The organism is Pseudomonas sp. D(2018) (assembly GCF_005502555.1).
GTDB classification, from domain to species: domain Bacteria; phylum Pseudomonadota; class Gammaproteobacteria; order Pseudomonadales; family Pseudomonadaceae; genus Metapseudomonas; species Metapseudomonas resinovorans.
In genome coordinates, this window is record NZ_SCOK01000014.1 from 101,952 (window position 1) to 123,366 (window position 21,415).

The following is a 21,415-nucleotide window of genomic DNA, read 5'->3' on the forward strand; positions in this document are numbered from 1 at the left end:
CAGGGCGCACGGATCGTTGGGTTTCGCTGCGCTCTACGCCAACCTACGGAGCTTCTGCCTTCTGGGCGAGTCGTTCGCGGCAGAAGTCGACGAACAGTTGCGCAGGCTTGGTGAGCTGGCCGCGCTTGAGGCGGGCGGCCACCAGGCCGGAGGTGGCGACGGGTTCGGTGATGTCGACGGTGACCACCTTCTTGCCGTCGTAGGTGCATTCGGAGTGGGGGCGGGTGACCAGCAGGGAGAAGCCGAAGCCCTGGCCGACCATGCCGCGCACCATCTCGATCGACGGTGAGCTGAAGACGATGTTGGGCGTCAGGCCCAGTTCATGGAACAGGCTGACGAAGTAGGTGCGGCTCGGCTGCACGTCGAGCAGGATCATTGGCTCCAGGCAGAGGTCGCGCAGGGAGACCTGGGGCTGGCTGGCGAAGCGATGATTCTCCGGCAGCAGCGCGTAGGGCTTCTGCGGCGGCATCAGCGGTTCGGTGGCGATGGTGCTGTCCAGGTCGTGCTCGTAGAGGAAGGCCAGGTCGAAGGTGCCGGCGGTCAGGCCCTGCACCAGTTCCTGCTGCTCGCCGTCGCGGATGCGGATGTCCACGCCGGGGTAGCGCTCGCGGAAGCCCGCGATCAGTTGCGGCAGATAGAGCGGTGCGACGGTCTCGAAGCAGCCGATGTCGATCTGCCCGGCGACGATGTCGTTGTCGGCCAGGGCGTTCTGTTCGAATTCGCGCGCCACCCGCAGCAACTCCTGGGCTTTCTCGTAGAAGCGCGCGCCGCTGGGCGTGAGGGATACGCCCTGGGCGTGGTGGCGGATGAACAGCTGCACACCGAAGCTCTCTTCCAGGCCCTTGATGGCGGTGGAGATGGACGGCTGGGCGATGTACAGCTTGCGCGACGCTTCGGCCACGCTGCCGGCCTCCACTGTCGTCACGAAATACTTGAGTTGTCGCAAGGTATAGGTAGCCACTGGCACCTCCGCTTCTTGTCGGCCGCTGGCGCTGTGCGGGCGGCTCATTCTTCTCGTAGTCGTGAGTGGCACCTTACCCCAGACGCGCCGTGCCAGGCCTGATGGGCTGCCGAGCTTTTTCATATGACTCGAGCATATTTTTAATAATTTTCCTCTGCCGATAGCTGGCGCACCATCTGCCTCGACCCGAATAACAACATGACCGCGACGACGGTCGATCTGGGAGTGCAGCGTGTTAGATCTCGGCTATTGGCAGCAAAAAGCTGCCCGGCAAGCATTCACTGACAAGGCGCTGATCGGCGGCCGCCAGGTGGCCGCCGCCTCCGGTGCCACCTTCGACTCCATCAACCCGGCCACCAATGAACTGCTGGCCCGCGTCGCCGCCTGCGGCGAGGCTGAGGTCGACCTCGCCGTGCGCACTGCGCGCCGCGCCTACAACGAAGGCCCTTGGGCGCGCATGGCACCGGTGGAGCGCAAGAAGGTGCTGCTGCGCCTTTCCGAACTGATGATGGCCCATCGCGAAGAGCTGGCCCTGCTGGACTCGCTGAACATGGGCAAGCCGGTGATGGATGCCTGGAACATCGACGTGCCCGGCGCCGCCCATGTGTTCGCCTGGTACGGCGAGGCCCTGGACAAGCTCTATGATCAGGTGGCGCCCACTGCGCCGAACGCCCTGGCCACCATCACCCGCGAAGCGCTGGGCGTCGTGGCCGCCGTGGTGCCCTGGAACTTCCCCCTCGACATGGCCGCCTGGAAGCTGGCTCCAGCCCTGGCCGCCGGCAACAGCGTGGTGCTCAAGCCTGCCGAGCAGTCGCCGTTCTCCGCCCTGCGCCTGGCCGAACTGGCGCTGGAAGCCGGGCTGCCGGAAGGCGTGCTGAACGTGGTGCCGGGCCTGGGCGAAAGCGCCGGCAAGGCCTTGGGCCTGCACCCGGATGTGGATTGCCTGGTGTTCACCGGCTCCACCCAGGTGGGCAAGTACTTCATGCAGTACTCGGCGCAGTCCAACCTCAAGCAGGTCTGGCTGGAGTGTGGCGGCAAGAGCCCGAACCTGATCTTCGACGACTGCCGCGACCTGGACCTGGCCGCTGAGAAGGCGGCCTTCGGCATCTTCTTCAACCAGGGCGAGGTCTGCTCGGCCAACTCGCGCCTGTATGTACAGCGCTCGATCCGCGACGAGTTCATCGAACGCCTGCTGGCCAAGGCCCGCGACTGGATGCCCGGCGACCCGCTGGACCCGGCCAGCCGTGCCGGTGCCATCGTCGACGCCGGGCAGACTGCGCGCATCATGTCCTTCATCGAAGGCGCGCAAGGGGAGGGCGCTCGGTTGCTCACCGGGGGGCGTCGCCTGTCCTTCAATGGTTCCAGCAACTTCGTCGAACCCACTGTCTTCGCCGATGTGAGCAGCGACATGCAGTTGGCGCGTGAAGAGGTGTTCGGCCCTGTGCTGGCCGTCAGCACGTTCGATACCGAGGAAGAGGCGTTGCGCCTGGCCAATGACAGCATCTACGGCCTGGCTGCCTCGGTGTGGAGCGATGACCTGCACCGCGCCCACCGCGTCGCCCGCGCGCTCAAGGCGGGCACGGTGTCGGTCAATACGGTGGACGCCCTGGACGTCACCGTGCCCTTCGGTGGTGGCAAGCAGTCCGGTTTCGGCCGCGACCTCTCGCTGCATTCCTTCGACAAGTACAGCCAACTGAAAACCACCTGGTTCCAGCTGCGCTGAGGTCGCCATGACGACCCGGCCGCGTGCTCCTTCGGTGCGCGGCCGCCCATAACGAGAAACACCTTCCTGTCGCGTGGTGCACGCGCGGGTTCACGGCTTCCTGGCCACGACTGCCTCAGCAACTGACCACAACTTACAAGTAGTGAGGGAGTTTTCATGCTCAAGTCCTTACCGTGCATCCGTGTCGCCTTTGGCGTCGCCCTGCTGGCCGCCGCCGGTGTACCCGCCCAGGCCCAGTCCTCCAGCCTCACCGTGATCTCTTTCGGCGGCGCTACCAAGGCCGCCCAGGATGCGGCCTATTTCAAACCCTTCGAACAGAGCGGCGCCGGCAAGGTGGTCGCTGGTGAGTACAACGGCGAATTGTCCAAGGTGAAAGCGATGGTCGACATCGGCCAAGTCACCTGGGACGTGGTGGAAGTGGAAAGCCCCGAGCTGTTGCGCGGCTGCGAGGAAGGGTTGTTCGAGCGTATCGACCCGGCTCTGCTCGGCGAGTCGGCCAGTTACATGCCCGGCACCGTCAGCGAGTGCGGCGTGGCCAGCTACGTCTGGTCCATGGTGCTGGCCTACAACGCCGACAAGCTGGCCGCCGCACCTGCCTCCTGGGCGGACTTCTGGGATACCCAGCGTTTCCCCGGCAAGCGCGGCCTGCGCAAGGGCGCCAAGTACACCCTGGAAGCCGCGCTGCTGGCCGACGGGGTTAAACGCGAAGACCTCTACAAGGTGCTGGAAACCCCGGATGGTGTGACCCGTGCCTTCCGCAAGCTGGACCAGATCAAGCCCCATATCCAGTGGTGGGAAGCCGGCGCCCAGCCCCCGCAGTGGCTGGTGGCGGGTGATGTGGTGATGTCGGCCGCCTACAACGGTCGCATCGCCGCTGCGCAGAAGGAGGGTTCCAGGCTTGCCATCGTCTGGAACGGCAATCTCTACGACCCGGACCACTGGGCCATTGTCCGCGGCAGCCCGAACAAGGCCCTGGCCGAACGCTTCATTGCTTTCGCCAGCCAGGCGGATACGCAGAAAACCTTCTCCAGCCAGATCCCCTACGGTCCGGTCCACAAGGACGCCTTGGCCGCACTGCCCGCTGCCACCCAGATGCAACTGCCCACCGCGCCGGCGAACCTGGCCGATGCGCAATTGGTCAGCGCGGAGTTCTGGGTCAACCACGGCGAGGAGCTGGAGGAGCGCTTCAACGCCTGGGCGGCACGTTGAACATTGCGCCCCGCAGACGCCGGAAGTGCGGCGAGCGGGCGGGGCGTGACTGGCGGGGCCGGACCTTACCGCGCCCTGCACTACCAGTGCTCGTCGGTGGTTACGGCCGGGCGGGCCAATAACAAGTACAAGATCGGGAGAATGTCATGAGTGCAAGTGTGTCCGTTCCTGCCCATGGGCAGGTGGAAGAGGGCGGATTCCGCCGCGTGCTGGGCCTTGGCGCGCTATTGGCGGTGGCCATCGGCTTGGTGGTGTCCCAGGGTGTGATGGTGCTGATGCTGCAGGGCGCCGGTTTCTCCGGGTTGGGCTTCATCGTCCCGCTGGGGCTGGCCTACCTGCTGGCCCTGAGTTACGCGTTTTCCTTCTCCGAACTGTCGCTGATGATTCCCCGCGCCGGCGGCCTTTCCAGCTACACCGAGGTTGCCCTGGGGCATTTCCCGGCCATCCTGGCGACCTTCTCCGGCTATGTGGTGGTGGCGATGTTTGCCTTGTCGGCCGAACTGCTGCTGCTCGACCTGATCGTCGGGAAGGTCTATCCGGGGGTGTTCCCGCCCTTCAGCGTCGCCTTCGGCGTGCTCGGCCTGTTCACCGTGCTCAACCTGATGGGCATCGACATCTTCGCCAAGCTGCAGACCGCCTTGGCGGTGGTGATGGTGATCGTGCTGCTGGTGCTGGGCCTGGCCGCTGTCGTTGAAGGCGCGCCCAGCGAAACCGCCAGCACGGTGCTGCACGGTGACTGGAACCCCATGGGGGCGGGTGTGCTGACCCTTACCGCACTGGCCGTGTGGGGCTTCGTCGGCGCCGAGTTCGTCTGCCCGCTGGTGGAGGAAACCAAGCGTCCCGAGCGCAACATCCCGCGTTCGATGATCATCGGCCTGACCGTCATCTTCATCACCATTGCGCTCTACTGCCTGGGCGCACTGTTCATGGTGCCCACCGAGGCCCTGACCACCGACGCACTGCCGCATTACCTGTTCGCTACCACGGTGTTCGGCAAGGCGGGTGAAGTGTTCCTGGTGATCGCCGCGGTCACCGCCACCTGCAGCACCCTGAACACCTCGCTGGCGGCCATCCCGCGCATGCTCTATGGCATGGCGCAGAACGGCCAGGCTTTCCCGCAGTTCAAGCGGCTCAGCCCGCGCGCCCGCACGCCCTGGGTGGCGGTACTGTTCGTGGCCGCCATTACCGGCCTGCCGATTCTGGTCATGGGCCAGGATGCCGCCTCCATCAACCTGCTGCTGCTCGCCGCGGCCCTGGCCTGGCTGCTGGCCTACATCATCGTGCACCTGGATGTGATCGCCCTGCGTCGCCGTTACCCGGCCATCGCCCGACCGTTCAGCACGCCGTTCTACCCGCTGCCGCAGCTGTTCGGCATCGTCGGCATGCTCTACGCCATCTGGTATGCCTCGCCGAGTCCGGACATGACCGGCAAGATTTTCGGCATTGCCGGTGTGGTGCTGGCGCTGGTGTCGCTGATTGCCGTGGTCTGGATCAAGGTCGTGATGCGCAAGGACCTGTTCCGCCCTGAGCCGCTGGAGCAGATCCAGTGACACGCCGCGACTGAATGCAGGGTCGGGCGACATGCAGTTCGTCGCCCGGATACCTGCCCGCATGCCCGGCACCCGGCCGGGCATCGGGCGCCTGGGCGCTCGGCGGGCAGGGCAGCTTTTTCGTATAGCTCGAAGACATATTTAGTATTTTCCCTGCCCATCGGCTTCGGCCAGCATCGGTACAGCTGAATAGCGGGAAGAGGAGACCCCCAAAGATGAACGCTCAATTCCAGGCACAACGCGAAACCCGTGATTACCAGGCAGCGGATGCGGCCCACCACATCCATGCCTTCCTCGACCAGAAGGCGCTGAACGCCGAAGGGCCGCGAGTGATCGTCGGTGGCGAGCGCCTCCACCTCTGGGACAACGACGGCAAGCGCTACCTCGACGGCATGTCCGGCCTGTGGTGCACCAACCTCGGCTACGGCCGCAAGGACCTCACCGCCGCTGCTACCCGCCAGTTGGAGCAGCTGCCGTACTACAACATGTTCTTCCACACCACCCACCCGGCGGTGGTGGAACTGTCGGAGCTGCTGTTCAGCCTGCTGCCGGGCCACTACAGCCACGCCATCTACACCAATTCCGGCTCCGAGGCCAACGAGGTGCTGATCCGCACCGTACGCCGCTACTGGCAGATCCTCGGCAAGCCCGAGAAGAAGATCATGATCGGTCGCTGGAACGGCTACCACGGCTCCACCCTGGGCGCCACGGCGCTGGGCGGCATGAAATTCATGCACGAGATGGGCGGCATGCTGCCGGACATCGCCCACATCGATGAGCCTTACTACTTCGCCAACGGCGGCGACCTGACTCCCGAGGAGTTCGGCCTGCGTGCGGCGCGCCAGTTGGAAGAGAAAATCCTCGAACTGGGCGCCGACAAGGTTGCCGCCTTCGTTGCCGAACCTTTCCAGGGGGCCGGCGGCATGATCTTCCCGCCGGAAACCTACTGGCCGGAAATCCAGCGCATCTGCCGCAAGTACGACGTGCTGCTGTGTGCCGATGAAGTGATTGGCGGCTTCGGCCGTACCGGCGAATGGTTCGCCCACCAGCACTTCGGCTTCGAGCCGGACACCCTGTCCATCGCCAAGGGCCTGACCTCCGGCTACATCCCCATGGGCGGCCTGATCCTCAGCAAGCGCATGGCCGAAGTGCTGGTCGAGCAGGGCGGTGTGTTCGCCCACGGCCTGACCTACTCCGGCCACCCGGTGGCCGCGGCGGTGGCCCTGGCGAACCTCAAGGCACTGCGCGACGAAGGTGTGGTGACCCAGGTGAAGACCGACACCGGCCCTTACTTGCAGCAGTGCCTGCGCGAAGTGTTCGGCAACCACCCGCTGGTGGGCGACATCCAGGGCGCTGGTCTGGTTGCCGCGCTGCAGTTCGCCGAAGACAAGGCTACCCGCAAGCGCTTCGCCAACGAGAACGACATCGCCTGGCGTTGCCGCACCATCGGCTTCGAGGAGGGACTGATCATTCGCTCCACCCTCGGTCGCATGATCATGGCGCCGGCCCTCGTGGCCACCCGTGCCGAGATCGACGAGCTGGTCAGCAAGACGAAGATCGCGGTGGATCGCACCGCGCAGGAGCTGGGACGTCTCTAGTCCCGCTACGGACCGCCGGCGACCAGGGCCGGCGGTCCGCCACCACAGCTGCTAGGCAGTGTTACGGCGCCCGGGATTGCTGCCCGCGCGCCGTTTTTTTCTGTCGGAATTCAGGTGTCGTATAGATCCTTTGCAGGGGCGAATTCATTGGCTATGTCTGCGTTAGCTGTTGCAGCGCTGAAGGAATGGCTCTAGCACGGGCCTTCGAGGCTTCCGCGCCAGCCTGACACAACCCTCATCCGAACGCGGCCCGCCCCGGCCCCTCTCCCAGAGGGCGAGGGGTGACTCGCGCCGGCGAGGCACGAACCATCCTGAAGCCCACACCGGCCTGATACTGGGCAGACGAGGTGGGGCAGCGACTACGCCCCTTCAGGAGGCCGAGCGGAATCGTTGTGCAGGGGGACGAGCGGCATGGATGCCGCGAGAGGCGTGTGGGGCCATGGATGGCCCCTCGCGCCGTGCCCCCGGAGCAACGATGGAGCGAGGGAAGTCCGGCGAAGCCGGACCCGGATGCAGGGGCAAGCCCTTTGGTTCCTTTCGGCGATTGAGAAAGGGACTCGTCCGGGGGGACGAAACCAGAAACATCCGCAGAACTCGGCAAGCAGCCTGGCTCAGGACGTTCTAGCAACACTTAACGCAGACATAGCCAATTCATTCGCCAAGCAGGCCGAAGGTCTGCCCCCGGAATTCCAATGGGTCGCTTCGCAACCCTTGGCGGATGAATTCCCCACAAGAGCAAACGCTCAAGGATTTATGGGTCCTCCCCGCGACGAACGGTTTGAGAAGGTATATTGCGGTCATAATATTACGAGTGTAATTTAAGCGCACTGCTCACCCCCGAGCCCTTCCCCTGGAGACTGAACCATGAGCGAACACAAGCACCAAGGCGTGGCCCTGATCACTGGCGCGTCCACCGGCATCGGTGCCACCTATGCCAAGCGCCTGGCCGAGCGGGGTCATGACCTGTTGCTCGTCGCCCGTGACCAGAACCGCCTGGAAGCCCTGGCAGCCGAACTGCGCCAGCAGGCCGGCGTGAAGGTGGAAGTGCTGAAGGCCGACCTGACCGACAAGGCCGATCTGACCCGCGTTGCCCAGCGCCTGCGCAGCGATTCCGCCATCAGCGTGCTGGTGAACAATGCCGGCGTGGCCGTCAGCGGCAGCCTGCTGGATACCGACCTGGACCGCTTCGACGCGATGATCCAGCTCAACGTGGTAGCCGTGACCCACCTGGCCGCCGCCGCTGCCGCCAACTTCGTCGCCCAGGGACGCGGCACCATCATCAACATCGCCTCCGTGCTGGCCCTGGCGCCGGAAATGTTCAACGGCACCTACAGCGGCACCAAGGCTTTCGTGCTCAACCTCAGCCAGTCGTTGAATTCGGAAGTGAAGGACAAGGGCGTGCGTGTGCAGGTAGTACTGCCGGGGGCGACCCGTACCGAAATCTGGGAGCGCTCGGGCACCGGTATCGAGAACATCCCGCAGGAAATCCTGATGGACGTGGTCGAGATGGTGGATGCCGCGCTGGCCGGTCTGGATCAGGGCGAACTGGTGACTATCCCCTCGCTGCCGGAGCAAGGCGACTGGGAGCGCTTCACGGCGGCCCGCTTCCACATGGCACCGAACCTGTCGCGTTCGTCGGCGGCGGATCGCTACAAGGCCTGATTGGCTCCCCAATGCAAAAGGCCGGGCGAATGCCCGGCCTCTTGCTTCGCGAGTGAGTTCGTTCCCGCAAGAGGGAAGGGAATCAGGCGAAAACGAAGTACTTGCGCACCGTCTCCACCACTTCCCAGGTGCCTTTCATGCCGGGTTCGATCACGAACACGTCGCCGGCCTTCAGGTGCTTCGGCTGCTCGCCTTCCGGGGTGATGATGCAGTAGCCATCCAGGAAGTGGCAGTACTCCCACTTCTCGTAGTTGACCTCGAACTTGCCGGGTGTGCAGATCCAGGTGCCCATGATCTTGCTGCCGTCCTTGGACAGGTAGGCGTTGAGGTTCACGGTGTGCGGATCGCCGCCGATGCGCTTCCACTTGGTGGCGTCCAGGACGGGGGTAGGGCAGGTCTCGCGCAGGACGGTGATGAAGTCGGACATTTCAGCTCCAGACAATCTGATGAAAGGCCCGTCACCATAGGTCTAATGATCTGCCGGGAGTTGTCTGGATTCGACCCCCAGGTGTCTATGAACGCGCCGGCAAAATGGGCAAAAGGGCGCTAACGTGAATCCAGGGGGCCGATTCTTCCGGTCTCAGGCGGCGGCCCGTGTCGGGTTGCCTCGGCAGTAGCCGGTGGGGCGGGGGCGCTCCACGAGGAGGTGCTCTCATGAACACCCAGTGGTTCAGCCATGACAACGCCGCCTCGGAGGGCAGCTTCGACAAGTGGTGGGACACCTATGGCGAATGGTTCGACTCCGAGGATCAGTTGCTCAGTGGCGAAAGCGGCATCCAGCGCCTGCATACCCAGGATGGTCGGTTGCTCTACAGCAAGCGGCAGATCAACCACTTCCACCACGACCTGGTCCACCCGTTCGGCGAGCCGACCATCCTCCATGAAATGAGAGCCCTGCAGGCCCTGGCCAAGCTGGGGGTACGCGTGCCCAAGGTGGTGTTCAGCGCCGCACGCAAGACCGAAACCGAATGGCAGGCGTTGCTCATCACCGAAAGCCTCGACGGCTTCATCAGTCTCGAAGCGTGGTATGCGCAGCCAATGCCGGCCAGTCTGCGCCAGCAGATGATCCAGCAACTGGCCAACAACATAGCGCGCATGCACCGTGCCGGCTGGGAGCACGGTCGGCTCTATCCGAAGAACATCTTCGTCAAAGTCACCGGTGAACGGGAGCCGCATGTGGAGGTCGCCCTGCTTGGCCTGGCCAAGGCCAATCATCGCCTGACCGCCTACAGTGCATCGAAGCACGACTACGAGCAGTTCAAGCAGCATCGAAAGCCCATGCCGGATGAGGACTGGAAAGCCTTTGCGACGGTGTACCGGGACGTGATGGAGAGCGACTACACGCGTTAGCCCGGCAGGTTTCGCCAGCGCGGTTAGCCCTGCGCCCTCTGGGAGGGCCGGGGCGAATGAATCAGCTATGTCTGCGTAATGCGCTGGAATCGCTTGTAGGCGCTGGCTCTTGGTCCGATGGTAAATCTCTCGCAACAGCTAACGCAGACGTGGCGAATGAATTCGCCCCCACCGGGCCTGCCATTCCCGGTAGGCGCCCTTCATGCACCGCGCACAAGGCCGATACCCGGCCGCCTGTGCCGTGGCTGCATCAAGGAAGAACACCCGCGCCGATACATACCCGCCACGCGCAATGGCGCGCAGGGCAGTGGGGCAGGCGAGGCGGCCGTAGATACGTGTCCGGCGATGCCCGCCCAGGGTGCCGGGCACCGGGCTGGCGTACGGCTTGCCGTCCGCCCCCAGCAGGGTCCAGCGTTTCACCCTTCGGCCTCGCGCTCCAGCAGGCGGCGCTTGCGCTCCACGCCCCAGCGGTAGCCGGAGAGGTTGCCGTCGCTGCGTACAACCCGGTGGCAGGGAATGGCCACGGCGATGCTGTTGGCCGCGCAGGCCTGGGCCACGGCACGCACGGCGCGGGGCGAGCCGATGCGCTCGGCAATCTCCGCATAGCTGGCGGTGCTGCCAGGCGGGATTTCCCGCAGCGCCTGCCAGACCCGCTCCTGAAAGGCCGTGCCGCGTACATCCAGCGGCAGGTCCAGGCCCAGTTGCGGCGCTTCGATGAAGCCAATGACTTTGGCCACCAGTTGCTCGAAGTCGCTGTCGCCCCCGATCAGCCGGGCGCGGGGGAACTTGTCCTGCAGGTCACGCAGCAGGGCGTCCGGGTCATCGCCGAGGAGAATGGCGCATACGCCAACGCCGCTCTGCGCCACCAGGAAGGAGCCCAGGGAACATTCGCCCAGCGCGAAGCGGATTTCATTGTTGACGCCGCCGGCACGGTAGTCGGCGGGCTTCATGCCCAGCACCTGGGCGGAGTCGGCGTAGAAGCGGCTGTTGGAGTTGAAGCCGGCGTCGTAGATCACCTCGGTCACCGAGGTGCCAGCGCCCAATTGGTCGCGCACCTTGCGGGCGCGGCGAGCGCGGGCATAGGCCTTGGGGGTGACGCCGGTGACTGCCTTGAACACCCGATGGAAGTGCGAGGCGCTCATGCCCACCGACTCGGCCAAGGCCTCCAGTCCTGGCGCTTCCTCGGCGCTTTCGATCTGCCGGCAGGCGGCCGACACCAGCGCCGCGTGTTGCGCGGCAACGCTGGTCATGTCCGCAGCGGCGCGGCGGCTGGGGCGGTAGCCGGCGGCTTCGGCCGCTTCCGCGCTGTCGAAGAACTCCACATTCTCCGGACGCGGCAGGCGGGTGGGGCTGCTGGGGCGGCAATAGATGCCGGTGGTTTTCACCGCGTAGACGAACTGCCGATCGGCGGCCGGGTCGCGGGCCTGCACGGCGGCCCAGCGGGGGTCCTGTTCGATGGCGGTCCTGGCAGAGGGCTTCATGGCGCTTTCCGCTTGCTGTTCGGTCATGGCAGAGAGTATGCGGGCAGGATAGCGCCCGCATCCCGACTCTTGCTGTCGAATTCAGCGGCGCGAATACACCTTGAAGAGTGTCTGGTCCAGCTCGCTTGGGGCGCCGAAGTAGCGGGTATAAAGCGGCACGATGTCACCGGAGCGATAGAGCTGGCTCAGCGCCGTATCCACCTGCAGGCGGAAGTCCTCGTCGCCGCGGGCCATGGCCATGGATACCGGCTCGAACTCGAAGCGGCGGTCCAGCACCATCAGGTTGGTGTTGGCTGTGTCCCGTGCCACCAGGCTGCGCAGGATCATCTGGTTGGAGAAGAATGCGTCCACCTTGCCGCTGGCCACGTGCTCCACGCCCTCGGCCGGACTGGCCACGGTCTCCAGGGTGATCTGCACCTTCAGCAGACGCAGCCTCTCCCGCGCCCACTCTTCCACCAGCGTCCCGCCTTGCACCGCGAAGCGGTGGGCCGTAAGGCCGCGATTAAGCGTGGCGCGCCAGGTGGGGCCGGTTTGTTCCACCTCGCCATTGAGCACTCTGACCAGCGACGGCGGGGCGTTCTTGCGCAGCACCACGCCAATGCCAGCGGTGTACACCGGCAGCGAGAAGGCCAGGTTCTGCCGACGCTTCAAGGTTTCCACCATGGGGCTGCAGAGCAGGTCCACGCCCGCTTCCTGCACGACGTCCAGGGCCTTGTCCGGCGCCAGGGGCACGAAGCGCACCTTGAGTGACCCCAGGCCAGGAAGGGTACGCAGTTGCTCGGTGACTTTCTGGCACAGGTCGATGGCGTAGCCGGAAGCGCCTTCACCCTCGGCCGAGGAGAACGGCGGCTGGTCCGGCAAGTAGCCGAGGGTGAGGGTGCCGCTGGCGCGGATGCGGTCCAGGGTCTGGGCGGGGGCCAGTGACGGCAGCAGCAGCGCCGCTATCAGGGGCAGCCAGAGCGTTGTTTTCCGGTTCATGCCTTGTCCTCCAGACCGAGGGCGCGAGCCTGCGCGGCGCGCTCTTCGAGGAAGCGGTCGGCGATGTAGCCGAACATCAGGTAGCCCACGGCGGTGACGATCATGCCGCCGAACACCGCCTCCGTCCCCGAGGCGTAGAGCGCATAGAAGCTGTAGGCCATCGCAATGAGCAGCACCACCACGTTGCGGTGGTGCGGGAAACCCGTCACGCCGGCCTTCTGCATGATGACCAGCAGCGCCGAAAGCGAGGTGATGTAGGGAATGATGTTGGTCACGGCCGCCAGGTTGACCAGCTTGCCGAACTGCTCCGAGGCATTGGGCGAGATGGTGGAGATCGCCATGCCGCTCTGCAGAACGGCATTGGCGATCAGCCCGGCGACAGGGGCGCCCAGCAGCGAGACCTTGGCAAACAGCGTCGGAAACATCTTCTGGTCGGCGGTGACCTTGGCGGTCTGCGCCAGGGTGAATTGCCAGCCCAGTAGCGAGCCGACGCAGGCCATCACCGCCAGGCCCATGATCACGTCACCCACCAGCGGATTGAACATTTTCGCGTAGACGAAGGCGAAGGGCGCGCTGGAGTTGGCCAGTTCGGGGTTGGGCACGATACCCATGATCACCGAGGTCGAGAGCACGTAGACCACCGCAGCGCCCAGCGTGCCCATCAGGCAGGCCAGCGGCACGTTGCGCTTGGGGTTCTCCACGGCATCGGAGTTCTGCGCCGCGGACTCCATGCCGAGGAAGGCCCAGAGGGTCAGCGGAATGCTCTGGGTGATGGCATCGTTGGTGGAGATGTCGTTGGGGTTCCAGGCCGCCGCGAAGATGCTGGCGTCGAACCAGAACCAGCCGATGACTGACAGCCCCGCCACCGGGATGATCACCCCCCAGACCGTGATCGAACCGATGTGCCCGGTGATTTTCGGCCCGCCGAAGTTGGCCAGGGTGGTCAGCCAGATCAGCCCCACGGCGCCGATGAACAGCGGGATGGCGCCGGAACCCAGCCAGGGGAAGAAGGGCGTCAGGTAACCCACGGCGGAAATGGCGATGGCCACGTTGCCGATGGCCAGCGAGAGGAAGTACAGGTAGGAACAGAGGAAGAAGGCCGACTTGCCGTGGGCTTCCTCCGTGTACGCCGACATCCCGCCTGAACGGGCGCAAAAGATGCCGCACTGGGCGAAGCAATAAGCGATGGCCATGGAGCCTATCGCCGTGATGATCCAGGACAGCAGGGAGATCGCCCCCAACTGGGCCATGCTGGAGGGCAGCATGATGATGCCGGAGCCCATCATGTTCACCGCCACCAGGGTGGTGAGTGCGGTCAGGCTCATTTTCTTGCCGGAGGCGGCCATGTCTGGCTCCTTGCTGGAAAGGCGTATCCAGAACGATAGGCTGCTCCCGGCATAGTTGCTGCCGGCCAGGGAGTAGAATTCACTTTCCTGCCCTATCCCGTCCCGAGTTGCCCATGCCCCTGAAGCCCGAAGACCTCGCCAGCATCACTGCCATCACCCTCGACGACTACAACCGCAACGCCGAGGGCTTCCGCGAAGGCACTCGCGACCACGACGTGAGCCAGAACATCGAGGCGATGCTGCGGCATATCCGGGGACGCGCGCCGTTCACCCTCCTCGACTTCGGCTGTGGCCCCGGCCGCGACCTGCAAACTTTCACCCATCTGGGGCACTGCGCTGTCGGCCTGGACGGCGCGGAAAGCTTCGTTGCCATGGCTCGTGCCGACTCCGGCTGCGAAGTCTGGCACCAGGACTTCCTCGCCCTCGACCTGCCTGCGAGCCGCTTCGACGGCATCTTCGCCAACGCCAGCCTGTTTCACGTTCCGCGCCAGGAACTGCCCCGCGTCCTGCGCCAGCTGCACGCCACGCTGAAACCCGGCGGCGTGCTCTTCAGCTCCAACCCGCGCGGGCAGAACGACGAAGGCTGGAGCGGAACCCGCTACGGCGCCTGGCACGATTATGAAAGCTGGAAAGCCCTGCTGGAGTCGGCCGGTTTTGAAGCCGTGGAGCACTACTACCGTCCGACCGGCCTGCCACGGGAGCAGCAGCCGTGGTTGGCGAGTGTGTGGCGCAAGGGCGCTCGGTAGGGGCTTGCAATCGTAGGTTGCGGCTGAGCTCTGCGAAGCCCAACGTTTACGGTCACGTCCACGCGTTGGGCTTCGTTCCTCTGTCCGACCTACGGCAGGCCGCAGGCCTGCTTGGCGAATGAACTGGCCCCACAGGGAGCCCTGTCAGGCTCGAATAGAGACTTCACCCCTTGCGCGGCATTTCCTTCGGCAGGTCTTTCCCCGCTTCGGGCACCTTGGGGTGGGTGAGGGCCTGGCGCACCTTCTCGTAATCGTCGTAGGGCAGACCGGCGCGGCTGAGCATTTCCAGGGCGAACTGCTTCACCTCGGCGTCGGTGTAGGGGCGTTGCTCGGGTTCGGGTTGGCTGGCGCATCCGGTGAGGGTCAGTGCCATTACGGCCAGCGCAAGGATGTGTGCGTGTTTCATGGGGTGGCCCCGAGCGGTGTGTGGGTCAGAGCGCGCAGGCTACCAATGGCCGGGGAGGGGGAAAAATCATCCCCGCCGATAATGACTATTTCATTACTCGCAACTATGTCGGTTGCGGCGAATTGATTAGGGAGCTAACCTTCGTCGCCTGAAATTCATCGGATGATTGGATGTTTGCCATGCCCACCACTTCCCTCAAGCGCTCCCTGGTGGATATCGCCCTGGAGCAGATTCGCCAACGCATCGATGACGGTACCTGGCCCCTGGGCCAGCGCCTGCCGTCGGAGCCGGAACTGGCCGAGATCATCGGCATCAGCCGCAACACGGTGCGCGAAGCCGTGCGGGTGCTGACCTTTTCCGGCGTGCTGGAGGTCCGCCAGGGTGATGGCACTTACGTGCGCGCCTGCGCCGACCCGCTGTCCACCATGCAGGCGCTGGCGCGCAGCTCGGTGGAGCAGGCCCTGGAAGCGCGCGGGATGATCGAGATCGAAGCCTCGCGCCTGGCAGCCCAGCGCCGCACCGAAGAGGACCTGGCAGCCCTGCGCCTGGCCCTGGAAGCCTCCGCCGCGCGCTCCAGCTACGAGGACATCGACGACTACATCGTCCATGACCTGGCCTTCCACCAGCGGGTGGTGGACAGCGCCCACAACCCGGTGCTGAGCCAGTTGTACCGTTACTTCTCCCAAGTGATACGCGTGGGGCTGGAACGCACCATCTCCGACCCCGAGCGAGCGCAGCCGAGTTTCGACCTGCACCGCGAATTGCTCGATGCCATCGAACGACAAGACGCGGACGCCGCCGCTGCGGCCAACCGTGCGTTGCTGATCTGACCTCGCCCCCTTTCTGGAACTGCCTTGCATGAATGCCCCGAACCCCCTGGATGACCCCAAGCCGGCCTGCCCGCCGGAAGAGCTGCTGATCGACGCCGAAGCCGATGACGAACCCCAACCCCATGCGCTGCATGGCAGTACCTGGCTGCTGTTGGTGGGGTTGGTGATGGTGGCGCTGAACCTGCGCCCGGCGCTGTCGAGTCTGGCGCCAATGCTGAACATGGTGCGCGAGGCCACGGGCCTGTCAGCCACCGGCGCCGGACTCCTGACCACCTTGCCGGTGCTCTGCCTCGGCCTGTTCGCGCCACTGGCGCCCCTGCTGGCGCGACGCCTGGGCAGCGAACGCACGGTGCTGCTGATCCTCCTCACCCTGGCCGGCGGCATCGTCCTGCGCAGCCTGTTCCCGGTCGCCGGATTGTTCCTCGGCAGCCTGGTGGCCGGGGCGAGCATCGGCATTATCGGCGTGCTGCTGCCGGGGATCGTCAAGCGCGACTTCCCGCATATCGCCGGGCTGATGACCGGGGTCTACACGATGGCCCTGTGCCTGGGCGCGGCGCTGGCTGCGGGCGCCACGGTGCCGCTGGCCGAGCTGCTGGACCACGCCTGGCAACCGGCGCTGGCCTTCTGGGCGCTGCCGGCGATCCTCGCCGCGCTGATCTGGCTGCCCCAGGCGCGCCAGGGCCAACACGCCCATCGACAGGCCTACAAGGTGACGGGCCTGTGGCGCGACCCGCTGGCCTGGCAAGTGACGCTCTACATGGGTCTGCAATCGTCCCTGGCCTACATCGTCTTTGGCTGGCTGCCGTCGATCCTGACCGACCGTGGACTCTCCGCGGTGGAGGCAGGGCTGGTGCTGTCGGGCTCGGTGATGACGCAGCTGATCAGCGCCCTTGGCGCCCCCTGGCTGGCTACCCGCGGCCGCGACCAGCGTCTGGCCGTGGTGCTGGTGATGGGCCTGACCCTGGCCGGCTTGCTGGGCATGCTCTATGCGCCGCTCACTGGAATCTGGGGCTGGGCGGTGGTGCTGGGCCTGGGTCAGGGCGGCACCTTCAGCATCGCCCTGGCGCTGATCGTGCTGCGCTCGCGGGATGCCCACGTGGCTGCCAACCTCTCCGGCATGGCCCAGGGCGTGGGCTACACCCTGGCCGCCATGGGGCCGCTGATGGTGGGGGTGGTGCATGACCTGACCCACGGCTGGAGCGCGGTAGGGATCATCTTCGTCGTCATCAGCCTGGCGGCTACCGCATTCGGCCTCGGTGCCGGGCGCAACCTGTATGTGGCCGCCCGCAGCGAGCACCTCTGAGGCCCGGACCCATTCGTAGGATGTGGTAGAGCGAAGCGAAACCCATCAGCATCGGGCCCCGGTGTGGCGCGCTGGTGGAAGTGAAGAGCGACTTCCACCCTTGTGGCCCGTGCGAAACCGCGTTCCGCGTCAGGGCCGCCAGTTGGCGTTGAACTGCTCCGCCAGCTTCTGCTGGCGGAAGCGCTCGACGATGAAGTCGATGAATACGCGGGTCTTGGCCGGCAGCAATTTCTGCGCGCTGAAGTAGAGGGACAGGCTGCCGGTATCCACATACCAGTCCGGCAGCACGCGTTCCAGGGTGCCGCGCTTGAGGTGAGGCAGGGCGTGTACCGTGCTGACCAGTGTGACGCCCAGCCCTTGCATGGCCGCATGGCAGGCAGCCTCCGGGTCGGTCATGGCCATGCGCAGCTTCAGTTCGAACGTCGCCTGGCGGTCGTCGCGGGTACGCAACGGCCAGCTGCGCACGCGCCCGGTCTGGGGCGAGCGGATGAGGATGCCGTCGTGCCGGGCGAGATCTTCCGGTGATTCGATGGCCGGGCTGCGCGCCAGGTAATCCTTGGACGCCAGCAGCACGCGGTGGGCCGGCCCCAACTGGCGGGCAATTACCCCAGGTGGCAGCTCGAAGCCGCCACCGATGGCGGCATCGAAGCCTTCACCGATCAGGTCCACGGGGCGATTGTCGAACTGCCAGTCGGGGACGATGGCCGGGTAGCGGGCGAGGAAGTCGGCGAGGTGCGGCAGGATGTAGTCGCGGCCAAAAGCCACGCCCATGCTCACCTTGAGCGTGCCTGCCGGCTGGCCCTGGCTGCTGGCGAGGTTCGCCACCGCCCCCTGGATGCTCGCCAGCCCGCCACTCACCTCCGCCAGAAAACGCTCGCCGGCTTCGGTCAGGGTCAGGCGCCGGGTGCTGCGCAGGAACAGCCGAACGCCAAGATTGGATTCCAGCCGAGCCACATTCTTGCCCACCGCGGCGGGGGTCAAGCCCAGGCGCCGCGCGGCTTCGGCAAAGCTGCCAGCCTCGGCGGCGCGCACGAAGCACTCGATGCTGCTGAGGGTTTCCATGGGGTCTCCATAAACCATTGGTATCGACTGAATATAGCGATTGCCGGCTTATCGGTTGTGAATCGGAGGCCAATACTGGGGCCGTACTCAACCACACCCCTGGTTCCCGGAGATTCCTCAATGAGCACCCACAAAACCCTCGAAGGCAAAGTCGCATTCATCCAGGGCGGTTCCCGCGGCATTGGTGCCGCGACTGCCAAGCGCCTGGCAAAGGAAGGCGCCGCCGTCGCCCTGACCTACGTTGCATCCGCCAGCAGCGCGCTTGAAGTGGTCCAGGCCATCGAAGCCGCTGGTGGCCGCGCCATCGCCATCAAGGCGGACAGCCGCGATGAGCAGGCCATCCGCGCTGCCATCCGCCACACGGTGGAAACCTATGGCCGCCTCGACATCCTGGTGAACAACGCTGGCGTGCTGGCCGTGGCGCCCATCGAAGAGTTCAGCATCGACGACCTCGACCGTACGCTGGACGTCAACGTCCGCAGTGTGGTGATCGCCAGCCAGGAAGCCGCCCGTGTGATGGGCGAGGGCGGCCGCATCATTACCATCGGCAGCACCAATGCCGAGCGCATGCCGTTTGCGGGCGGCTCGGTGTACGCCCTGAGCAAGGCGGCGGTGGCCGGCTTCACCAAGGGCCTGGCCCGTGACCTGGGGCCGCGTGGCATCACGGTCAACAACGTGCAACCGGGCCCGGTGGACACCGAGATGAACCCCGACCAGGGCGAGTTCGCTGAATCCCTCAAGCAGATCATGGCCCTGCCGCGCTATGGCCAGGCCGAGGAGATCGCCAGCTTCGTGGCCTACCTGGCCGGCCCGGAGGCGGGATACATCACCGGCGCCAACCTGATGATCGACGGTGGCTTCTCGGCCTGAGGACGGGCGGGAAAGGCTTCCGCAATTGGATGGGGCGGGCGAAACCCATGCGGACCGTGATCGATGGGTTTCGCAGGCTCTACCCATCCTACAGACGCACATGGACCCTACAGGAGCTGAGTCAGCCTGTCCCGCAACGCCTGGTCGGGTTCCTTCCCCCGCCCGGCCTGGAGGTTGTCCAGCATGTGGCGGGGGTTGCCCGTTCCGGGGATCACGCAGGTTACCGCCGGGTGGCTCAGGCAGAACTTCAGCAAGAGTTGCGGCCAACTGGTGCAGTCGTAGTCGGCGGCCCAATCCGGTAGTGGTTGCGGCATGAGGTTGCGCAGCAGGTTGCCGCCGCCGAAAGGGCGGTTGACCAGCACCGCCACGCCGCGCTCCTGCGCCAGGGGCAGGATGCGCGCTTCGGCGTCGCGGTCGTTGAGGGCGTAGTTGACCTGCAGGAAGTCCAGCTTCTCGGCGCGTAGCACCTTTTCCAGTTCGTCGTACGCGCTGGAGGTGTAGTGAGTGACGCCCAGATAGCGGATGCGGCCTTCCTCCTTCCATTGCCGCAGCGTTGTCAGGTGCTCCTTCCAGTCCACCAGGTTGTGTACCTGCATCAGGTCGATGTGCTGGCGCTGCAACAGGCGCATGGAGTGTTGCATCTGTTTCACGCCGCCCTGACGCCCCTGGGTCCAGACCTTGGTGGCGACGAAGGCATGCTCATGGGCCTTCAGCTCGTTCAGCAAGCCGCCGATCACTTCTTCCGCCTGGCCGTACATGGGTGAGCTGTCGATCACCGAGCCGCCGGCCGCGAAGAGCGCTTCCAGTACCTTGCGGCAGTCGGCCCAGGCCTCGCTGGCATCATGGGAGATGTCGAAGCCCCGGTAGGTGCCGACGCCGATCACGGACAACTGCTCGTCGCTGGATGGGATGGCGCGGCGGCGCAATGGATGCGGCTCCAAGTCGGCGCCGAGGCTGAATGGGCTCATGGCCAGAAGTGCCGTACCCGCACTGAGGCGGAGGAATTCGGCGCGGGTGATACCGGTTCTCATGGCTTGGCCTCCTGTGGGCTTGCCGAGGATTCAGTGTGCTCGTGCCGCACGCCCAGGCGCCAGCCCAGTACGGACCAGGCCACGGCTACGCCTGCGCCAACCAGCGCCACCGTGGCGGCAGCAAGGCCGATGCCGATGAGCAGCGTGTTGAGCCAGGCGCTGAGGGCGTCGCCTCCGCGATAGACCACGGTGTCGATGAAGTTCTTCGCCCGGTACTTCTGCTGGGCGCCGAGCGGTACGAAGAGCATTTCCCGCCCCGGCCGAATGAAGGCGTACTCGCCCACGCGACGCAGCACCATCACCCCGGCCAACACGGCGAATTGCGGTTGCCACGCCAGGGCGAGAAAGCCCAGGGCGACCAGCAGCGGCACCACTGCCAACAGGGCGCCAACGCCGAAACGCTGGGCCACGCGCCCGGCGACGAAGAGCTGGCAGATCAGGGATAGCGACTGCACGCTGAAGTCGATCAGGGCGAACACACGGACCTGCTGTCGACTGTCCGGGAACAGCGCTGCCACCAGCCGTGCCTGCTCGAAGTAGAGGAACGTGCTGGTGCAGGACAGCAGCAGGACGAAGGTGCAAATACCCAGCAAATAGGGAGAGCCCAGCACCAGGCTGATACCAGAGAAGGGATTGCCGGGCACCGGGCGCTCCGGTGGTTCGCTTTCTGCGCCGGGCCTTCCTGCCCCACCGATACCGCGCCAGGTCATCAGGAACCGGCGCAGGGCCAGGGTCGGCAGCAGGAGCAGGGCGGCCAAGGCCAGCAGCCCTGCCGTGCCCAGAGGCTCCACCAGCAGGCCGCCCAGTACAGGACCGAGCAACCCGCCCAGGCTGGCCCCGGCGGCGATGGAGGGGAAGAGACGTTTGGACTGGCGTCGATCGAACACATCCGCCAGCAGGCTCCAGGCCAGCGACACCACGAACAGGTTGTAGACCGACAGCCAGACATAGAAGGCCCGCGCCACCCACAGCGGGTCCGGCGTGCGCCACAGCAGCCAGGCGAAGCCCAGCAGGTTGCTGGCGAAGAACAGGTAGACACAGTCGAGGAACACCCGTCGCGGTACCCGCGCGTTCAACCAGCCGTAGGCCGGCACCGCCAGCAGCATGACGACGAAGGTGGCGCTGAACAGCCATTGCAAGTTCTCGATACCGCCGGCGATGCCCATGGTTTCGCGTACCGGCCGCAGCATGAAGTAGCCGCCGAACAGGCACAGCAGCAGGGCGAAGGCGGCCAGGGCCGGGGCCAGTTCACCGGCCCTGGCGTGGATGGCGCGGTGGAGAAGGGGCATGGCGGTGGTTTATGTGAGGT

General features: G+C 65.5%; 20 protein-coding genes. 10 read left to right on the forward strand and 10 right to left on the reverse strand.

What is annotated here, in order from left to right; all coding sequences use genetic code 11:
• Nucleotides 1-43: 43 nt before the first annotated feature.
• Complete coding sequence (locus tag FFS60_RS11845) at nucleotides 44-961, reverse strand: LysR family transcriptional regulator (RefSeq protein ID WP_028630945.1); 918 nt, start codon at nucleotides 959-961, stop codon at nucleotides 44-46.
• A gap of 232 nt (nucleotides 962-1,193) precedes the next feature.
• Here FFS60_RS11845 and FFS60_RS11850 point away from each other — a divergent pair, with 232 nt between their 5' ends.
• The 5 genes from FFS60_RS11850 to FFS60_RS11870 all read left to right on the forward strand — a co-directional run bounded on the left by FFS60_RS11850 (nucleotide 1,194) and on the right by FFS60_RS11870 (nucleotide 8,703).
• Nucleotides 1,194-2,684 (forward strand): aldehyde dehydrogenase, encoded by a 1,491-nt coding sequence (locus FFS60_RS11850; RefSeq protein WP_137822069.1) that lies wholly within the window; start codon nucleotides 1,194-1,196, stop codon nucleotides 2,682-2,684.
• A gap of 156 nt (nucleotides 2,685-2,840) precedes the next feature.
• Entirely contained in the window at nucleotides 2,841-3,893 is a 1,053-nt protein-coding gene (locus tag FFS60_RS11855) for an ABC transporter substrate-binding protein (RefSeq protein WP_028630943.1), read from the forward strand.
• Nucleotides 3,894-4,039: 146 nt separating this feature from the next.
• Nucleotides 4,040-5,443, forward strand: coding sequence for an APC family permease (locus FFS60_RS11860; protein WP_137822070.1), 1,404 nt, complete (start codon nucleotides 4,040-4,042; stop codon nucleotides 5,441-5,443).
• A 215-nt stretch (nucleotides 5,444-5,658) separates the two neighbouring features.
• Nucleotides 5,659-7,041 carry an aspartate aminotransferase family protein gene (locus tag FFS60_RS11865; RefSeq protein ID WP_028630942.1) on the forward strand — a complete coding sequence of 461 codons (1,383 nt, stop codon included), beginning with the start codon at nucleotides 5,659-5,661 and terminating at the stop codon, nucleotides 7,039-7,041.
• An 864-nt stretch (nucleotides 7,042-7,905) separates the two neighbouring features.
• Nucleotides 7,906-8,703: an SDR family oxidoreductase gene (locus tag FFS60_RS11870; protein WP_028630941.1), complete on the forward strand. Its 798-nt coding sequence runs from the start codon at nucleotides 7,906-7,908 to the stop codon at nucleotides 8,701-8,703.
• A gap of 82 nt (nucleotides 8,704-8,785) precedes the next feature.
• Here FFS60_RS11870 and FFS60_RS11875 read toward each other — a convergent pair whose 3' ends face one another.
• A complete protein-coding gene (locus tag FFS60_RS11875; protein WP_028630940.1) occupies nucleotides 8,786-9,130 on the reverse strand; it encodes a cupin domain-containing protein in 345 nt (114 codons plus the stop codon).
• 227 nt (nucleotides 9,131-9,357) lie between these two features.
• Here FFS60_RS11875 and FFS60_RS11880 point away from each other — a divergent pair, with 227 nt between their 5' ends.
• Nucleotides 9,358-10,053, forward strand: a complete 696-nt coding sequence (locus tag FFS60_RS11880; RefSeq protein ID WP_028630939.1) for a lipopolysaccharide kinase InaA family protein — start codon at nucleotides 9,358-9,360, stop codon at nucleotides 10,051-10,053.
• 138 nt (nucleotides 10,054-10,191) lie between these two features.
• Here the strand turns inward: FFS60_RS11880 and FFS60_RS11885 are convergent, their stop codons facing one another.
• From FFS60_RS11885 to potE, 4 genes are all read right to left on the reverse strand, one after another.
• Nucleotides 10,192-10,473, reverse strand: coding sequence for an Ada metal-binding domain-containing protein (locus FFS60_RS11885; protein ID WP_081668170.1), 282 nt, complete (start codon nucleotides 10,471-10,473; stop codon nucleotides 10,192-10,194).
• Entirely contained in the window at nucleotides 10,470-11,534 is a 1,065-nt protein-coding gene (ada, locus tag FFS60_RS11890; RefSeq protein WP_028630938.1) for a bifunctional DNA-binding transcriptional regulator/O6-methylguanine-DNA methyltransferase Ada, read from the reverse strand. Before ada ends, FFS60_RS11885 begins: the two co-directional genes overlap by 4 nt.
• 81 nt (nucleotides 11,535-11,615) lie before the next feature.
• Nucleotides 11,616-12,512 (reverse strand): amino acid ABC transporter substrate-binding protein, encoded by an 897-nt coding sequence (locus FFS60_RS11895; RefSeq protein WP_028630937.1) that lies wholly within the window; start codon nucleotides 12,510-12,512, stop codon nucleotides 11,616-11,618.
• Nucleotides 12,509-13,858, reverse strand: coding sequence for a putrescine-ornithine antiporter (gene potE / locus FFS60_RS11900; protein ID WP_028630936.1), 1,350 nt, complete (start codon nucleotides 13,856-13,858; stop codon nucleotides 12,509-12,511). Before potE ends, FFS60_RS11895 begins: the two co-directional genes overlap by 4 nt.
• Nucleotides 13,859-13,971: 113 nt before the next feature.
• Here potE and FFS60_RS11905 point away from each other — a divergent pair, with 113 nt between their 5' ends.
• Nucleotides 13,972-14,604, forward strand: a complete 633-nt coding sequence (locus FFS60_RS11905) for a bifunctional 2-polyprenyl-6-hydroxyphenol methylase/3-demethylubiquinol 3-O-methyltransferase UbiG (protein ID WP_028630935.1) — start codon at nucleotides 13,972-13,974, stop codon at nucleotides 14,602-14,604.
• Nucleotides 14,605-14,767: 163 nt separating this feature from the next.
• On the opposite strand, the gene FFS60_RS11910 is transcribed toward FFS60_RS11905, so the two are convergent.
• Nucleotides 14,768-15,010, reverse strand: coding sequence for a hypothetical protein (locus FFS60_RS11910; RefSeq protein WP_137822071.1), 243 nt, complete (start codon nucleotides 15,008-15,010; stop codon nucleotides 14,768-14,770).
• 179 nt (nucleotides 15,011-15,189) lie between these two features.
• On the opposite strand from FFS60_RS11910, the gene FFS60_RS11915 reads away from it, so the two are divergent.
• Entirely contained in the window at nucleotides 15,190-15,840 is a 651-nt protein-coding gene (locus FFS60_RS11915; RefSeq protein ID WP_137822072.1) for a FadR/GntR family transcriptional regulator, read from the forward strand.
• 28 nt (nucleotides 15,841-15,868) lie between these two features.
• Nucleotides 15,869-17,143 (forward strand): MFS transporter, encoded by a 1,275-nt coding sequence (locus tag FFS60_RS11920; protein ID WP_137822073.1) that lies wholly within the window; start codon nucleotides 15,869-15,871, stop codon nucleotides 17,141-17,143.
• Between the two features lie 129 nt (nucleotides 17,144-17,272).
• Here FFS60_RS11920 and FFS60_RS11925 read toward each other — a convergent pair whose 3' ends face one another.
• Nucleotides 17,273-18,205: a LysR family transcriptional regulator gene (locus FFS60_RS11925; RefSeq protein ID WP_028630932.1), complete on the reverse strand. Its 933-nt coding sequence runs from the start codon at nucleotides 18,203-18,205 to the stop codon at nucleotides 17,273-17,275.
• A 120-nt stretch (nucleotides 18,206-18,325) separates the two neighbouring features.
• Here FFS60_RS11925 and FFS60_RS11930 point away from each other — a divergent pair, with 120 nt between their 5' ends.
• Complete coding sequence (locus FFS60_RS11930) at nucleotides 18,326-19,075, forward strand: 3-oxoacyl-ACP reductase family protein (RefSeq protein WP_028630931.1); 750 nt, start codon at nucleotides 18,326-18,328, stop codon at nucleotides 19,073-19,075.
• Between the two features lie 107 nt (nucleotides 19,076-19,182).
• Here FFS60_RS11930 and FFS60_RS11935 read toward each other — a convergent pair whose 3' ends face one another.
• Both FFS60_RS11935 and FFS60_RS11940 read right to left on the reverse strand, forming a co-directional pair.
• On the reverse strand, nucleotides 19,183-20,106 hold the full coding sequence (locus FFS60_RS11935) for an aldo/keto reductase (RefSeq protein ID WP_137822074.1): 924 nt from the start codon (nucleotides 20,104-20,106) through the stop codon (nucleotides 19,183-19,185).
• Nucleotides 20,103-21,395 (reverse strand): NTP/NDP exchange transporter, encoded by a 1,293-nt coding sequence (locus FFS60_RS11940; protein WP_137822075.1) that lies wholly within the window; start codon nucleotides 21,393-21,395, stop codon nucleotides 20,103-20,105. Before FFS60_RS11940 ends, FFS60_RS11935 begins: the two co-directional genes overlap by 4 nt.
• Nucleotides 21,396-21,415: the final 20 nt, after the last annotated feature.

Bases quoted from the DNA above. Each gene is read 5' to 3' on its own strand.
- FFS60_RS11855 (WP_028630943.1), top strand. From the start codon at position 2,841: ATGCTCAAGTCCTTACCGTGCATCCGTGTCGCCTTTGGCGTCGCCCTG.
- FFS60_RS11860 (WP_137822070.1), top strand. From the start codon at position 4,040: ATGAGTGCAAGTGTGTCCGTTCCTGCCCATGGGCAGGTGGAAGAGGGC.
- FFS60_RS11865 (WP_028630942.1), top strand. From the start codon at position 5,659: ATGAACGCTCAATTCCAGGCACAACGCGAAACCCGTGATTACCAGGCA.
- FFS60_RS11870 (WP_028630941.1), top strand. From the start codon at position 7,906: ATGAGCGAACACAAGCACCAAGGCGTGGCCCTGATCACTGGCGCGTCC.
- FFS60_RS11875 (WP_028630940.1), bottom strand. From the start codon at position 9,130: ATGTCCGACTTCATCACCGTCCTGCGCGAGACCTGCCCTACCCCCGTC.
- FFS60_RS11880 (WP_028630939.1), top strand. From the start codon at position 9,358: ATGAACACCCAGTGGTTCAGCCATGACAACGCCGCCTCGGAGGGCAGC.
- ada (WP_028630938.1), bottom strand. From the start codon at position 11,534: ATGAAGCCCTCTGCCAGGACCGCCATCGAACAGGACCCCCGCTGGGCC.
- FFS60_RS11895 (WP_028630937.1), bottom strand. From the start codon at position 12,512: ATGAACCGGAAAACAACGCTCTGGCTGCCCCTGATAGCGGCGCTGCTG.
- potE (WP_028630936.1), bottom strand. From the start codon at position 13,858: ATGGCCGCCTCCGGCAAGAAAATGAGCCTGACCGCACTCACCACCCTG.
- FFS60_RS11905 (WP_028630935.1), top strand. From the start codon at position 13,972: ATGCCCCTGAAGCCCGAAGACCTCGCCAGCATCACTGCCATCACCCTC.
- FFS60_RS11910 (WP_137822071.1), bottom strand. From the start codon at position 15,010: ATGAAACACGCACACATCCTTGCGCTGGCCGTAATGGCACTGACCCTC.
- FFS60_RS11915 (WP_137822072.1), top strand. From the start codon at position 15,190: ATGCCCACCACTTCCCTCAAGCGCTCCCTGGTGGATATCGCCCTGGAG.
- FFS60_RS11920 (WP_137822073.1), top strand. From the start codon at position 15,869: ATGAATGCCCCGAACCCCCTGGATGACCCCAAGCCGGCCTGCCCGCCG.
- FFS60_RS11925 (WP_028630932.1), bottom strand. From the start codon at position 18,205: ATGGAAACCCTCAGCAGCATCGAGTGCTTCGTGCGCGCCGCCGAGGCT.
- FFS60_RS11930 (WP_028630931.1), top strand. From the start codon at position 18,326: ATGAGCACCCACAAAACCCTCGAAGGCAAAGTCGCATTCATCCAGGGC.
- FFS60_RS11935 (WP_137822074.1), bottom strand. From the start codon at position 20,106: ATGAGAACCGGTATCACCCGCGCCGAATTCCTCCGCCTCAGTGCGGGT.
- FFS60_RS11940 (WP_137822075.1), bottom strand. From the start codon at position 21,395: ATGCCCCTTCTCCACCGCGCCATCCACGCCAGGGCCGGTGAACTGGCC.